Genomic DNA, 15,858 nt, shown 5'->3' on the forward strand with positions numbered 1-15,858 from the left:
AAGATAGATTAAGCTTCCTGGTATTGTTCTTCTTTTTTGAAGACCCAGAATTTCTGCAACGTAAAATTAAACCCGAGTGATACGACCAAATCTACCAATATACGGCTGATTTTATAATCTATGAAGAAGTTTTCCGTAATAAAATAGGTGCCGAATGATTTCAGTGTAATGCTACCCAGCACTACCAGATAAAACTTCAACAACTGCGTCGTTAAGCCTGTCTGTTTACTTTGGAAAGTCCAGTACCGGTTAATGGAGAAATTGATAATAGCTCCCAACAAACCACTGATGATGATAGACTCTGCATAATATACCTTAAAAATCTCCGTGCAGATAATCATGATGGCGTAATCAGACATCCCGCCTACAAATGCAGAGAATTGCGCTTTTCCGAATGTACGTATATGTTCTTTCTTAAACATGTTAATTTTGGACTGCTGCTTCCTGTAACCTTTTTTCTTCCTTATCCTTTTCGTCTCCAACTTTTATGGTTTTAAAAGTATCAATCACATCGGTAATGAAAATCATGATGGTTACAACGATAGAAAATATCTTGATGGAACCTCCGAAGAAGATTTCCAGTAATATCACGAGGCAAATAACGATACGTGTTTCCGTAGGGCCAAACAAACCTGTATCTATCGTATAGACATTGGTCATCTTATATCTCAAATGGATCATCAGCATAGCCCATGCATAGCCGGAGCTGAACAGGAAAACCAATATCTTGTATTCAGGTTCAACATAAATAAAATAACCCGCACTCATACTGACCAGTGAAATCCAGTCCATGATACTGTCTAAGGTGAAACCAAACCATTTTCTGGGAATATTTCTGTAATAGGCTATTCTTCCATCCAGTGAATCACCGAACCAGTTGACGGCAAATCCTAAAATGGCAATAAAGAGATACATCTTATTATGCAGAGAGGCTGCCATCCAGAAACCTGCTAAAACCATTGCGGTTCCGACCATACCAATGGCAGTAAGCATATTGGGCGTAATAAATTCCGGCATGATTCTGCACAAAAACAAGATGGTTGGCTGCTCGATAGTCCGAAGTATATTGGTACGGCTTCTGTCGATCGAACCTTTCTGTTTTTTGTCTTCCCCTAATAAACTCATAGTGACCGCAAAAATAGAATATTATTATTAGCCATGTGTTAACTCAAGACAAACAAATTACACACATTTTGCTCATAAAATGTATATAACCAACAATATACCTATTTACAGTTAGTTATATAAAGTTACCATTCTGCATGATTTTATCAATCTGATTCGAAGAGAAATGATAAACAAGGGATGCTATGGAAGGAATGGGTTTTGTAAAAATCAGGTTCGCTCTTTTAGTTCTGGATATGCTGCCCATTTCATCCTCCACCTGCATGGCATGGGCGGCATTGATGGTGGCTGCATTGATAGCTTCCTCCGGTAACATCTTCATCTGGATGCAGCTCAACGCGACTACAAAATTCATATTGCCGGATGGAGAGGATCCAGGATTATAATCGGAAGCTAATGCTATCGCTGCTTTATTATTGATTAATGTTCTCGCAGGAGGATATTGCATCCGTAAAAAGAATGCTGCGGTAGGCAACAGCGTGGCTATCGGAGCATCGATCTGAGACAAAATATTAATTTCCTCCTCTCCGATGGTTTCCAAATGATCCACCGATAAGGCATGCGTATGATATCCGGCCTGCACTCCTCCGGAATTGAACAACTGGTTGGCATGTATCTTTGGCCTTAATCCAAATTCAATTCCCGCCAGACAGATTTGCTCGGTTTCCTGCTGCATAAAAAATCCCTGTTCACAAAAGACATCAATAAAGTCGGCCAGGTTATCCTGTGCGATTGCCGGCAGCATTTCTTCAATTATTAACTTTATATATTTCTTTCTGTCTTGTTTAAATATTTCCGGAAATGCATGTGCCCCTAAGAAAGTCGCCTTGATGGGAATAGGATTACTTTTCTTTAATTGACGTATAACCCGGAGCATTTTCAATTCTCCCTCTAGGCTGAGTCCGTAACCGCTTTTTATTTCGATAGCACCTGTACCTAATTGCATCAATTCATGTAGCCTTGTTTGTGCCTGTTCGAGTAAAATCTCTTCCGATGTTTCATTTAGTTTTATGGCTGAATTCAGGATACCTCCTCCCTTTGCCGCAATTTCCGCATACGACAACCCTTTAAGCTTATCAACAAACTCATCTTCACGGGTAGCGGCATATATAAGATGCGTATGACTGTCGCACCAGCTGGGTAAAACAGCAGCACCTCGGGCATCGTAAACAGGTTGAGAAAAATCTTCTTCAGCTAAGTCATACATGGAACCATAATCTGCAATTTTGCCATCTTCAATTTTCAGAAAAGCATTTCCCAGTATGGGCAGTTCCGCCAATGCATTTCCGCGGACCAGCTTATTTTCTTCCCGGACGTTGACTAAATATTTTATGTTGGTTATGAGCATATCTTAAATATTTATCCCAAACCTTTCTCCTGTTTGTTTTGCATTTTCATAGCCGGCATCGGCATGTCGGAAAATTCCCATAGCAGGATCGTTGAATAAAACCCTGCGCAAACATTCATCCGCTCTGTCTGTGCCATCTGCTAAAACAACCATTCCGGCATGCTGAGAATAACCCATGCCAACGCCACCACCATGATGAAAACTCACCCAGGCTGCCCCTCCGGCAGTATTGCTCATCAGATTCAGCAAGGTCCAGTCACTCACCGCATCGCTGCCGTCCAGCATACTTTCCGTTTCCCTGTTCGGTGAGGCAACACTACCGCAATCCAGGTGGTCTCGACCAATCACAATCGGCGCTTTTACGATACCTTTTCGGACCAGGTCATTGAATAACAATCCGGCTTTTTCGCGTCCCCCTAAACCAAGCCAGCAGATACGCGCCGGCAATCCCTGAAACGAAATTCTTTGCTGTGCATGTTGTATCCAGTTAACCATTCCTGTATTTTCCGGAAATAATTCCATCAATGCTTTGTCCGTTTCGTAAATATCCTGTGGGTCTCCACTAAGTGCAACCCAACGAAAAGGACCTTTACCTTCGCAAAACAAGGGTCGAATGTATAAGGGTGTGAACCCGTGAAAATCAAATGCATTCTCCACTCCGCCTTCCTTTGCAAACGCACGGATATTATTCCCGTAGTCAAATGTAACCGCACCTCTGTCCTTATGTTTCAGCATCAATCGCACATGACGTGCCATACTGGCAATCGCTTTATCCGTATATAAAGCCGGATTTGATTTTCGCAACAACAAAGCTTCATCAAATGTAATATCATGCGGCACGTAACCATTCAACGGATCGTGCGCAGAAGTCTGATCGGATAAGATATCCGGAATAATATTATCGTCTAACAGACGCTGTAACAAATCACCTGCATCCATCACCACACCAATGGAAATTGCTTCGCCTTTCGCTTTCGCCTCTAATGCCTTGTCGCGCGCTTCCTCATACGACTCGAACATGTAATCGATGTATTTTGTATTAAGTCGTTTTTGAATGCTCGCTTTATTGACATCAGCACCGAGATAGGTTGCCCCTGCCATCACGGCTGCGAGCGGCTGTGCGCCACCCATACCACCGAGTCCGGAACTTACGAGTAATTTCCCTTTCAACTCTCCGTTAAAATGCTGTCGTCCGCACTCTACAAACGTTTCGTAGGTGCCTTGCACAATGCCCTGTGAACCGATGTAAATCCAGGAACCTGCTGTCATTTGCCCGTACATCATCAATCCTTTTTCACGCAATTGATAAAAATGTTCCCAGGTTGCCCATTTCGGAACTAAGTTAGAATTTGCAATTAATACGCGTGGCGCCTGCGGATGCGTACGCACAATGCCTACCGGTTTTCCACTCTGCACCAGCAGTGAATGATTCTCATCCAGATCTAAAAGCAACTCGATAATTTTTTGCAGGGCCGGCACGTTGCGCGCTGCCTGACCAATACCGCCGTATACCACCAATTCTGCAGGATTTTCTGCCACTTCTGCATCTAAATTATTCAGCAGCATACGCAGTGGCGCTTCCGTCTGCCAGGATTTTGCATTTAACGTATTGCCACGCGGAGCCTTATAGGAAGGATGTGCGGCATATTGCTGCAAAAAGGTTTGTAATGACATAATAACCTAAATTTACAGATGCAAATTACAGATTTATTTACAAACGCAGTCAGGGTTAAACCCTGACTGCGATAAAATTAAACATCTAAATCTAAATTATTTAATACTGGTTGATATTTACCTTTAGCATGAAAATGAATAAACTGTTGTTTGCTCCCAAACCAATCCAATACCGCTTCTTTCCTGAGTTGTGTTTTCTTATGCAAAAGAAAAGAAGAATAGGATGAAAAAGGGTACTGTGTATAATCATCGCATATTCCATGTTTTTGTGGATTAAAGTGTATGTAGAAAAACAACTCTGTATAATATTTTTCATTGGTAACGGGTATTCTTCGAAATGGCTCCTCAAATAATCTGCCTGTTCGGCTGTATGCTTTATTGTATGCCTGTGCGTAACTGTTAAATAGCTTAGAGAATTGATGGCTGATATAGTAAGTTGCCGGTTTGCCAGCGCAGGCAGGGCTAACGCAGGCAGGGTTTATAACCCTTCCTGCGTTAGCGTTGGCTATGATATCTGCTTCGCTTTTTGTTCTTATCAGAAGATGAAAGTGGTTTCCTAACAGGCAATAAGCATAGGTCTCTGCAACTGACGGAATATATTTTGCATATAACTTTAGAAAATAGCAGTAGTTTTTGTCTTCTTTGAAGATTTTACCGCCATCAATACCTCGATTATATATATGGTAAAATGTTTCAGTCTGTAGTGGCTGGATATTCTTTTTCATCGTGATAGTATTTGCTATCATTGAGATACATTCATGAGGCAGTTTCCATAAAAAAAGAATGTTAATTTTTCCAAACCGCAGGTAAAGTTTGACCGCAGGCAGGGTTTTAACCCTACCTGCGGTAGCAGGCAAACGATTAATTAACTACAAACGGATAGCTTGCCGTTCCTTCTTCATCATATAAGTTTAGCAAATAATTTCCTTTAGCCAATTTACTTACGTCAAAAGATGTATTAACTACTCCTTTAGTATTAGTTATAGCTTTAGTTTCCAGTAAACTGCCTTTCATATCTATAATATTCAATATTATGAAAGTATTCTGTTTTGAACGTATCTCCACTTGTGCCAACGCAGGCTGGGTTTAAATACCTGCCTGCATTAAAGTTAGCAAAATAATCGTTCAATATACTTATTGACAAATTTCTTATCGGGATCCATCTGATGCCGTAACTGCACAAATTCCTTATATTTCGGGTATTGCTGCTGCAGATATTCCTTGCCCACATTAAACTCTTTCCCCCAGTGCGGCCGGCCGTTGAACTGCTGTGCAAACTCCTCGTATTCGCTTAATATCTTGTCCCAGTTTTCGTGTTCGTAGCTATACAAGCCTAACCACAAGGCATCACGTTGATAAGCTGCACTCAACCAGAAATCATCGCCTTTGGTGAAACGGATTTCCTGAATAAAATTGAGGTTGTATTTATTTTCAGTAATAAACTTCTTATAAGCACTCAGAATCTCTTTTGCTTTCGACAATTCAAAAGTCCATTCCGTTTCACGGTGCAACGGCGGTTCCGGAACAATGTACACCTTATAGCTTTTTTCAATCCTGTCCAGGGGCCCCTTCATATTCCAGGTCAGCAGGCGATTGATGGGTTTTGCCAAGGCCGGAAATAGTTTTGCAATGAACACCATCAGTCGATATACCACCACCGACAACAATTCATCTTTCAGGAATTGACGCAAACGGCTGTCATTGGTTTTTTCCTGTGTACGCTGATAACGAAAAACTATAATATCATCCGTAGGCGGCAGCCACCAGAGTTTAAAATGGTCGTTACTTTTCAGGTACTCATCCAGGTTTTTAATAACCTCATCGAATGGTACGGTCGTTGTATGATCATGTAAATTAAATGCCTCAACAGCCTGTATCGTCACATCGGAAATGACACCCAGACAACCCAGATTCACCACACAGGCATTGAACAGTTCCGTATCTTTTTCCTTATTGACAATCACTTTCGTGCCGTCCGCTTTTATCAAACTGAACTCCAGCAATTGCGAACCTAAAATCTGAAAATCAATGCCGCTGCCGTGTGTACCGGTAGAGATGGCACCTGTGATGGACTGACGGTCAATGGAGCCTAAATTCTTCAGAGCTAATCCTTCCTTATCCAGCAATTGATTGAGCTGCCAGATTTTGATACCGGCCTGTGTCTTGACTATCTTGTTGGCCTTATCGATACTGATAATTTTGTCATACTCATCCAGGTTGATAAGAACTTCACCGGTATCACAGATATCCGACCAGGAATGTCCGGTACCAACCAGGCGGATTTTGTCATATTGTTTAACCAGTGCGATGATTTCCTCTTCCGTTTCGGGTTGAAAATAATTACGCACCTCCGACCGGATATTTTTTGCCCAATTGACAAACTTATAATTCTCTTGACTCTTCATACCGGTATTATTCCATTCATTGATCAATACAATTCAAAATCGGGATATTTTTCATTCAGTTTCATCTGATTCTTATTCGCTGCTTTATTCACATGCCGCATGAATGAAAAATCTGAGATTATCTTTTTTATCGCGTTGATATCGTCAGCGAAAATCCTGTCTTCATTGGCAAAAGAAACGGTTTGACGGACAAAATCGTGTGCCGTTTCCAATAAGGCTGAACTTTTTAAAGGTCTTCGGAATTCTATCGCCTGGCATGCACTCATTAATTCTATTGCTAAAATATATTCCAGGTTATCTAAGATCTGATAGAGTTTCCGTCCGCTGATACTACCCATGCTCACATGGTCTTCCTGTCCCAGTGAAGTCGGAATGCTATCCGCGCTTGCCGGGAAACAAAGTGTTTTATTTTCTGTCACCAAGGCAGCCGTCGTATACTGCGGAATCATAAATCCGGAGTTCAATCCCACTTCATTCAGCAGCAGCATGGGCAATCCGAATTTTCCTTCCAGCAACAGATAACATCTTCTGTCGGATATATTTCCCAGTTCTGCTGCCGCAAAACAGCAGTAATCCAAAGGCAATGCCAGCGGCTGTCCGTGAAAATTACCGCCGCTGATGGTGTCGTCTGCACTAAAAATAATCGGATTATCCGTCACCGCATTCAGTTCAATTTCGGTCAACTCTTTGAGATGCAGCCAGGCGTTTCGTGAAGCACCATGCACCTGCGGCATGCAGCGCAAACTGTAAGGGTCCTGTACACGATCGCAATCTTCATGGCTGTTCATGATTTCTGAATGGCTTAACAGCAACCGTAATCGTTGAGCCACCAGCTGATTTCCTTTGAACGGTCGCAAATTATGCAAACGTTCATCAAACGGCGCTTTGGTTCCCTGCAGGGCTTCCAGGCTCATGGCACCAATAATATCAGCCACTTCGAGACAATTGTGCATGCGCTGCACATCTGCAATGGCGTAGGATAGGATAAACTGCGTTCCGTTAATCAGCGCCAATCCTTCCTTTGGGCCGAGTGCGATAGCTTGTAAGTTTTCTTTCTGAAAAAATTCACTTGTTTTAATAATACTATCTTTAAAAAAAACTTCGCCTAAGCCAATCAACGGTAAACACAAATGTGCCAATGGTGCTAAATCTCCGCTTGCGCCCACACTACCCTTTTCCGGAACTACGGGAATCACATCGTTATCAATATGCCACAAGATTCGTTCTAAGGTAGATAGCTGGACTCCTGAAAAACCCTGCGCAAGTGCCTGAAGTTTGGTTATCAGCATGAATTTCGCAATCTGTACGGGAATAGGATTGCCCACGCCCACGCTGTGCGACTGCAGAATCTTATATTGCAGGGTAAGGGTATCTTCTTCCGATATTTTTTTATCGGATAAGATGCCAAAACCCGTATTGATACCATAAACGGTGTCGGTGTTTACCAGGATATGCTGTACGTCCTGCTGAGATTTCTGAATCTTCACTTTGGTCGCTTCGTCAATGATTCCCTTCAACTTACCTTCAGACAGCTGAATGGCTTTGGCAACTGTGAGTGTATCTGTACCGTATTTGAAAACTGACATTTTGATGTACGATTAACGATTAACAATGTACGATTTTTGTCTTGAAACATATGAGAAACTTAAGGTTTTTGAAACACAAAGGCAGATAGAAATAAAATTAAGCATTACACAAGTGCAATCCTGTTAATTCAAATTAGAAAACATAGAAAGCTACGCTTTTATTTATCGTCATCAATCAAAATCAGTTTCAAGACATTCTTTGTTTTTTCAGTAACTTTATATCTGTCATCTATGCGATGACCTACCAACCAGATGAGTTTTTCTCCTGAAAAAAGTACAGCCGTTGTTTCCTTGTCGAGCAGGGAAAATTTTTCGTCTTTAAAATACTTGGCAAGTTTCTTTTTCCCCACCTTACCCGGTGTTTTAGGCTTGCTCATACCAAACGGATAAAAATAATCCCCTTCTTTGCCATATCGGATCAATAAAGGCAACTCCAGTTTATCTGCATCGAAATAAGCGTACCTGTGGGAAGTCTTGATATTGAGTTCGCGGACCGGCAGTAAAGAACATTCTATCTTGTAATTATTAAAAATAATCTGATTTGGTATTTTATCGCACAACAGGTAATTTTCCCGGCCTATAATTTTGGGAACGATGAAAAGGCTTTTCCGATCCAGCACCATGCGGTGTGAATCCGATAAAAACTGCTTTCCGCTCTGCAGCTTTCCTGAAGCATTTAAACTTTGGAAAAGTTGACTGACAACGTCTGAATTGCAACCAAATTCTTTCAACAAATGGAACAGGATAGTTTGTCCGGCAGGATGCGACTTGATATAACCCATCTTAATTTCAGCTATGCCATTATTTTCACTGTAACATTTTTTTCTAATTGTTTCGATAAACTGCTCTGTCAACACTACATAATCATTCATGCGGTTTATGAACTCTTTAACTGTATTGTGTATGGATGGATTGATTTTTTGCAGGTGTGGTATAACCTGATGCCGGATGAGGTTGCGCTGATAAACATCCGTTGAATTTGAACTGTCTTCCCTGAATGGTATATTATTCTCATTTGCATAAGCCATAATCTCCTGTTTGGAAACTTCGAGCAATGGACGAACGACAAATCCTGTTTTAGGCTGCATACCTGAAAGCCCTTTGATGCCGGTGCCTTTGGTCATATTCAGCAATACCGTTTCCAACTGGTCATCGAGGTGATGAGCGGTGACAATACACTGATAGTGATTTTCTTTCCGGATTTGCTCAAACCATTTGTACCGTAACTCACGCGCTGCCATTTGTGTGGATACCTCATTATTCCTTTTGTAGTCTTTTGTATCAAATTTCACACGGTAAAACGGCAAATTATGACTCCGTGCAAAGTCGTGTAAAAACAATTCATCCGCATCGCTTTCTTCACCACGCAACTGAAAATTGCAATGCGCAATGGAAATGTTATAGTTTAGTCTCATCAATACATCTGCCAGCACCATAGAATCCACGCCGCCGCTGCAGGCAACAAGTATGGAAGTACCGCTGTTGCATAAATGGTGCTTGACGATATATGATTGTATTGTCTGTTGCATTACTTCTTATTATTAGCGGTTTATATTCTTACATTTCAATTTCCAGATTCATCTGTGCATTCTTCAATTCGCTCAAACTATGAAGATCCTTTTGCTGCTGCGCAATCGTTATGCCTGCTTCATAAATATTTAATGCTTTTTTAACCTCTTCCAATTGTTCATAAACCTTACCCAAATGGTAATAGGCACCTACATACGTACTATCTACAACTAACAGTTTTTCAAACAGTTGTGCAGACCCTATGAACTTCCCAGCTTTCTCATACTCTTTTGCCAACGCAAATAAAGCAAAGGTATCGTTGGGGTTATCAACAATCAGGGCTTCCAAACGTTCTATCCTATTCGTATGCATGCATTGAATTATCAAAAATGAAGTAAATTAGCAACTCAAATTTTAAAAATTAAAGGTATGAAATTTTTAGTATGTATAAGTTTGGTTCCGGACACTACCACTAAGATTTCGTTTGTGGACAATGATACGAAGTTCAACAACGATAAAGTACAGTGGATTCTGAACCCCTACGATGAATGGTATGCTTTAGTGCGTGCATTAGAACTGAAAGAAGCGAACGGCGGTAACGTAACCGTTATCAATGTCGGCAGTGCGGAAAACGACCAGGTGATCCGTAAGGCGCTGGCAATCGGGGCGGACGATGCTATCCGTATCGATGCAGCCGGCGATCTGGATTCTTACGCCATTGCGGCTGAAATCGCCGCTGCGGCTAAATCCGGCGGTTTTGATGTCATCCTCTTAGGTAAAGAAACCATCAGCTACAACGGCTCTAACCTGGGCGGTATGCTGGCAGAATTATTAGACCTTCCATTTGTTTCGTACGCATCCAAACTGGATATGACGGGCAACACAGCCAGCATCGATAGAGATATCGAAGGCGGCAAGGAAGTTTTATCCGTTGATACGCCGTTCGTGATCTCCTGTGCAAAAGGAATGGCAGAAGCACGTATCCCTAATATGAAAGGAATTATGGCCGCCAAAAGCAAACCGTTGCAAGTGGTCACTCCGCAGGGCGTAGGTTCTTTGACTTCCACCGTGAAGTATGAACTGCCTCCGGCAAAATCAGCATGCAAAATGGTTTCTCCGGACAACGTGGAAGAGTTGGTACAATTATTACATAACGAAGCAAAAATGATATAGTCATGGCAGTTTTATTTTTAGTAGAAACAGCAGGCGGAAAGGTTAAGAAAGCAAGTTTTGAAATTGCAACTTATGCCGCCAAAACAGCAAGTGCCTTAGGCACGGAGGCTGTAGGGTTAGCCTTAGGAACAACAGATGCTGGCGAATTGGCTGCATTAGGAATATATGGCGCAAAAAAGATTGTCCACGCTGGCAATGCAGGCTTTGATAATTTTGACGCTGGCACTTATGCAAAAGCGATTGCCGACACCGCCGCTGCGGTGGGTGCAAAAGTGATTGCCATTTCCCAGACATTAACCGGAAAAGCGGTGGCGCCGAGAGTGGCTGTACGCTTAAACGCCGGCATCGTAAGCGGTGCCGTAAGTCTGCCGGATGCTGATTTCGTCGTCAAAAAGGCGGCATTCTCCGGAAAGGCTTTTGCTTATCTGAAAATCAATTCTGACAATAAGGTGATTTCTGTAGTACCGAACTCTGTAGGTGCGGTAAAAGGAGACGGCAGTGCTGCAGTTGAAAATGCAGACTTAGTACCTGCAGTATCCAAAATAATGGTGAAAGAAGTCGTTCGTCAGACAGGCGATGTTGCACCACTTCCGGAAGCGGAACTGGTCGTTTCTGCCGGTCGTGGCATGAAAGGGCCTGAAAACTGGGGTATTGTGGAAGACCTTGCGAAAGTACTGGGTGCAACGACAGCCTGCTCGCGTCCCGTAGCCGACGTACATTGGAGACCTCACCACGAACACGTGGGACAAACCGGTGTCGCTATCCGTCCAAACTTATACATCGCTATTGGTATTTCCGGTGCTATCCAGCATTTAGCCGGTGTCAACCAGTCTAAATGTATCGTGGTCATCAATAAAGATCCGGAAGCTCCATTCTTCAAGGCTGCTGACTATGGAATCTGCGGAGATTTGTTTGAAGTAGTACCGAAGTTAACGGAAGCGATTAAAGCATTTAAATCAAGCCAACACTAATCGATTTTAGATATCAGATTATGATTTGAGATTTGATATTTTCTTGATATTTTATAAAAAGCCACCAACCTAGGTTGGTGGCTTTTTATTTTTTTGTTGAAAAAGCAAAAAGTAATTTTACCGCCTTTTTTTTATCTTTACAGCGATGAATAAGGTCGAATTAGAAATCATCAACATCACTCAGGGGTTTACACAACACCATTCCTATCATGTGGTTTTAGGCGAAGTGAAAGGCAAACGCAGGCTACCTATTGTCATTGGTGTTTCAGAGGCGCAGGCTATTGCCGTTGCCCTAGAAAACATGCCTCCGGCACGCCCCTTAACACACGACCTTTTCAAGACCGTTATGGAAACCTTTCATATTGTGCTGAGTGAAATCGTTATCACCAACCTGATGGAAGGCATATTCTACTCTAAACTCATCTGCATACAAAACGGCGAAGAATATGAGATAGATTCCAGGACTTCGGATGCCATTGCCCTGGCTATACGATTTAGCTGCCCCATTTACATTTATGGAGATATCCTTGAAACTTCCGGTATCGTTCTGATAGAAGAACCGGAAGAAGGCACGGATGAATATTCATCAGTCTCTGCCCCCATTCCTTCTGAAACAGAAAAAACCGACTTTACCATCTATACCTTTAAAGAACTGGAAAAAATGCTGAATGAGGCGCTTACCAATGAAGATTACGAAAAAGCGGCAAAAATACGGGACGAATTAACCAAGCGTGAAAAATAAAAAATGACCGCCAAAAGCGGTCATTCGAAAAGGGGGTTTATGTTTCTATGTTAAGATAAAGTTAAAGCAAAAGTTGCTGTGACGCTTTGATTTGAATCAATAAAATTTAGTTTAGCTTCAAATGTTTAATTACTTAACATTTATCAATTTTTATTGAGTCTAAATAGTTAAAAGAGGCTGTCAAAACAAAAAAAAAGAATAATATGGCAAGTGAACCATTCAGGATAGCAAGGTATTTGGGCGTTTTATTACTTATTTGCGCCTTGATATTATTACTTGTCAATCCCAAACCCGCCAATAATCTGCCAAAAGATTTTTATACCCCCATTATCGCTTTTGAATTTATTCAGACACCGCAGGAAGTCGCAGCATTTTTTGACATCCCCGATGTGAATTCGTACATCAGGACGATGCTTCTGGGAAACTGGATAGATTATGGTTTCATGGTATTATACAGTGCCTTGTTATTTTTCATAGCCCTTGGAATCAAAAGAATATCCGGTGCCCAGACGATGCTTTTGGCATTTGTTTGCTGCATTACCATGCTGGTCTTTGATGCCTTGGAAAACTACCAGATTCACCTGATCATCACCCACTATAAAAATCAGGCTATTTCTGGAAATTTAGCACTGTTGAATATATTCACCTGGCTGAAATGGAGTTCGATTGCTTCTGCATTTTTAGTGTTCTCTCCGTTTTTCCTCAAAGGCAAATGGTTCCATAAAATCATCGGATGCCTCTGTATCTCCTGCTTTGTTCTTGGAATAGCGGCTTTTGTTCGTCATGGTCTGTTAAACGAATTGTTTGCCGGCAATGTGGTGCTTGTTTTCCTGCTTTTAGTAATATTCGCCTTTACCAACCAAGAACGCATTTCTACGACATTATAGTTCCAGCACCAACCCAACAGATGGAATTATATTTCCGCTGCTGTTCGGCAATTCCCTCAGTTTGTATCTTGTATTCGAAGCATCCTGATAGAGGGGATTCCCATCTGTGTCTTTTTCTATATCAACATAATTTTGACCCGGCTGTTTGCTCTTGTATACATTCTGGATATCCAGATAGAGGTTAATGTTTATCTTTTTCAAAAACCATTTTTTATCAACTCTCAGGTTCATGGAGTGCAGTGGTTTGGTTCGTTCTGTATTTAACCTTGAGTAATCCTTAATGGGATTTCCATTGGTGGCATCCCAAATTTGGACAATGGCTAAGTTTGCCGTGTCATAAGGGGTATAAGGCAATCCGCCCTGGATAGACCATTTTATGCCGATTTCCCAGTTGCGTTTGAATTTATAACCTGCTGTCAGGCTGAAAATATGGCGGCTGTCCCAGCTGCTGGATTTAAACGTATTGGTAGAATCGGTAAACAAACTTCTGTACCATGTATACGAAGCAATCCCAAACAATCCTTTCCAAAGTTTTTGCTGTACCGCAATTTCAACACCGTATGTTTTACCTTTACTTGTGGATGCTGCTGGCTCATCTCCCACCCATCCGAAATCACCGCCTAAATTAGCCAGTGAGATGCCCTTATTCAGCAGCATCGGATAGTTGTAATACCATTTCATAAAACCTTCCACCGATACTTTAGTATTCGTAGTGGTGGTCACGGCGACACCTCCGACAACCTGCACATTGCGTATATATTTCAGCCTGTTTCTGTTCACCAGGCGTTGAAAATCATCTCTGAATCCCATCGTGGTATAGGAAGGCAGCTGGTGATACATGCCCGTATTGAAGTTGATGGAAACCATTTTATTGATTGCATAGGATGCCGAAAAACTCGGTGAAACCTGATTGAACAAATTGGCCATATTTCTATTATACCCGTTTCCATCCAGGCGAAGCCCTACCGATAAACTCAATTTATCATTTATAAAATTCCTGCTGACCTGTGTAAAGAATCCGTATTTATGGACATTTAGGTTGGAGGCATAATTGACATTGATGACGTTCGAATCAATATTTCTGGATTGGAAAGTGGACGTGGAGTACAGTGCATATTCATAATTACCGCCGTAAATAATTTTATATCCTTTCTTTCGGATGACATGTTCCAGCCGAAGTTTATTTTCCGTCTCTGTCGAATTCAAATTGAATATCTTCGGGTTGGAAGACAAATTATCCCTGTATTTAAATATCTGATTACCGAACATGCTTCTGCTCGCCACAACAATCAGATAGCTGTTCTCCATGAAATAACGGTAACGCGCTCCGACCGTATAGTTCCACTGATTCTGTACAGGCAATAATCTCAATAGGATTTTCTGTTCATCTTTCTTATTCTCTTTGAGGTTCAATCTCAGTTTATCATAGGCTCCAACCCCAATAAATGTCAGGTCATGTTTGTTGTTAAACTTGTGCATCACCTTAAACTGCACATCAGAGTAGGTCGGTAAGAACGGGAGTTTGAATACTTTAAACAGCCCCTGCAGGTAAGAATAACGGCCATTCAGCATGAACGTCGTTTTCTTTTTCTTCGTAAACGGCCCTTCTAATGTAATCCCGGCTTCGCTGGCTCCCAGCGTAAATGTAAAACCCACTCTGTCTTTCCTTCCTTCACGCTGGGTGAGTTGCAGGATGGAACTGAGTGCATTGCCTCTGTTGGCCGGGAAAGCGCCGGTATAAAAGTCCGCATTATTGATAAAATCGACATTCAGCAAGCCATTGCTGCCACCGCTGGCACCCTGTGTGGCAAAGTGATTGATGGTTGGAATCTCAATATCATCCAGGTAAAAGCGGTTTTCGTTCGGAGCACCGCCGCGCACAATCAGATCATTCCGGAAGCCTAATGCGGAAGCCACACCCGGCAAATTCTTAATCGCCCTGGATATATCCCTGTTACCGCCCGGATTCCGTTGAATTTCATTCACACCGATGGATGTCAGTGATAAAGGGGATTCGAGCCTTTTTTCAAACGGGTTGGCTTTTATGACAATAGAATCCAGTACCTGAGTGGTTTGCTTTAATGCAATATCCAGCCGGACCGGTTTGGCATTGCTCACCTGTACCTCAAATATGGTCTGCGTTTCATATCCCAAATACGAAACTTCTATATTAAACAAACCTGCGGTAAGGTCTTCAATCTTATAGTTGCCATCCGCATCCGTAGAAGCGCCAAAATCCGTTCCTTTGACAATGATATTCGCACCGATAATCGCTTCGTTGTTGATTTCATCATAAATTCGTCCCTGAATGATACCTTTCTGGGCTTTCAGCAAGAGTGGAGAAAGCAGTAGCAGTATTAGTAAATTTCTCATATTTGGTGTGTATTTATAACCACTAAAAACCATTAATGAGCGAAATTGTTTAAAACTGCTTAAAG

General features: G+C 41.8%; 15 protein-coding genes. 4 read left to right on the plus strand and 11 right to left on the minus strand.

The annotated features are described in order from the left end of the window. Positions 1–8 precede the first annotated feature (8 nt). From IPM95_07860 to IPM95_07905, 10 genes are all read right to left on the minus strand, one after another. Positions 9–422, minus strand: coding sequence for a GtrA family protein (locus IPM95_07860; GenBank protein MBK9329216.1), 414 nt, complete (start codon positions 420–422; stop codon positions 9–11). A 1-nt stretch (position 423) separates the two neighbouring features. Beyond that, entirely contained in the window at positions 424–1,125 is a 702-nt protein-coding gene (locus IPM95_07865; protein MBK9329217.1) for a CDP-alcohol phosphatidyltransferase family protein, read from the minus strand. 115 nt (positions 1,126–1,240) lie between these two features. Further along, the gene (locus IPM95_07870; protein MBK9329218.1) at positions 1,241–2,473 is read right to left on the minus strand and encodes an imidazolonepropionase; all 1,233 of its coding nucleotides are present in this window, start codon (positions 2,471–2,473) and stop codon (positions 1,241–1,243) included. A 3-nt stretch (positions 2,474–2,476) separates the two neighbouring features. After that, entirely contained in the window at positions 2,477–4,147 is a 1,671-nt protein-coding gene (locus IPM95_07875; protein MBK9329219.1) for a urocanate hydratase, read from the minus strand. Positions 4,148–4,224: 77 nt separating this feature from the next. Further along, a complete protein-coding gene (locus IPM95_07880) occupies positions 4,225–5,004 on the minus strand; it encodes a hypothetical protein (GenBank protein MBK9329220.1) in 780 nt (259 codons plus the stop codon). A gap of 4 nt (positions 5,005–5,008) precedes the next feature. Continuing rightward, on the minus strand, positions 5,009–5,221 hold the full coding sequence (locus IPM95_07885; GenBank protein ID MBK9329221.1) for a T9SS type A sorting domain-containing protein: 213 nt from the start codon (positions 5,219–5,221) through the stop codon (positions 5,009–5,011). A 35-nt stretch (positions 5,222–5,256) separates the two neighbouring features. Then, the gene (locus IPM95_07890) at positions 5,257–6,552 is read right to left on the minus strand and encodes an FAD-binding protein (GenBank protein MBK9329222.1); all 1,296 of its coding nucleotides are present in this window, start codon (positions 6,550–6,552) and stop codon (positions 5,257–5,259) included. Positions 6,553–6,575: 23 nt separating this feature from the next. Next, positions 6,576–8,138 (minus strand): histidine ammonia-lyase, encoded by a 1,563-nt coding sequence (hutH, locus tag IPM95_07895; protein MBK9329223.1) that lies wholly within the window; start codon positions 8,136–8,138, stop codon positions 6,576–6,578. A gap of 158 nt (positions 8,139–8,296) precedes the next feature. Further along, positions 8,297–9,667: a tRNA lysidine(34) synthetase TilS gene (tilS, locus tag IPM95_07900; protein ID MBK9329224.1), complete on the minus strand. Its 1,371-nt coding sequence runs from the start codon at positions 9,665–9,667 to the stop codon at positions 8,297–8,299. Positions 9,668–9,695: 28 nt separating this feature from the next. After that, positions 9,696–10,019, minus strand: coding sequence for a hypothetical protein (locus IPM95_07905; GenBank protein ID MBK9329225.1), 324 nt, complete (start codon positions 10,017–10,019; stop codon positions 9,696–9,698). Positions 10,020–10,076: 57 nt separating this feature from the next. Here IPM95_07905 and IPM95_07910 point away from each other — a divergent pair, with 57 nt between their 5' ends. From IPM95_07910 to IPM95_07925, 4 genes are all read left to right on the plus strand, one after another. Beyond that, complete coding sequence (locus tag IPM95_07910) at positions 10,077–10,820, plus strand: electron transfer flavoprotein subunit beta/FixA family protein (protein MBK9329226.1); 744 nt, start codon at positions 10,077–10,079, stop codon at positions 10,818–10,820. Positions 10,821–10,822: 2 nt separating this feature from the next. Next, positions 10,823–11,791, plus strand: a complete 969-nt coding sequence (locus IPM95_07915) for an electron transfer flavoprotein subunit alpha/FixB family protein (protein MBK9329227.1) — start codon at positions 10,823–10,825, stop codon at positions 11,789–11,791. Between the two features lie 145 nt (positions 11,792–11,936). Further along, entirely contained in the window at positions 11,937–12,533 is a 597-nt protein-coding gene (locus IPM95_07920; protein ID MBK9329228.1) for a bifunctional nuclease family protein, read from the plus strand. Between the two features lie 203 nt (positions 12,534–12,736). Continuing rightward, positions 12,737–13,420 carry a hypothetical protein gene (locus IPM95_07925; GenBank protein MBK9329229.1) on the plus strand — a complete coding sequence of 228 codons (684 nt, stop codon included), beginning with the start codon at positions 12,737–12,739 and terminating at the stop codon, positions 13,418–13,420. Here IPM95_07925 and IPM95_07930 read toward each other — a convergent pair. After that, positions 13,415–15,793, minus strand: coding sequence for a TonB-dependent receptor (locus IPM95_07930; GenBank protein ID MBK9329230.1), 2,379 nt, complete (start codon positions 15,791–15,793; stop codon positions 13,415–13,417). The two genes, IPM95_07925 and IPM95_07930, sit on opposite strands and share 6 nt — an antisense overlap. Positions 15,794–15,858: the final 65 nt, after the last annotated feature.

This window comes from Sphingobacteriales bacterium (assembly GCA_016719635.1).
Lineage (GTDB): Bacteria > Bacteroidota > Bacteroidia > Chitinophagales > JADIYW01 > JADJSS01.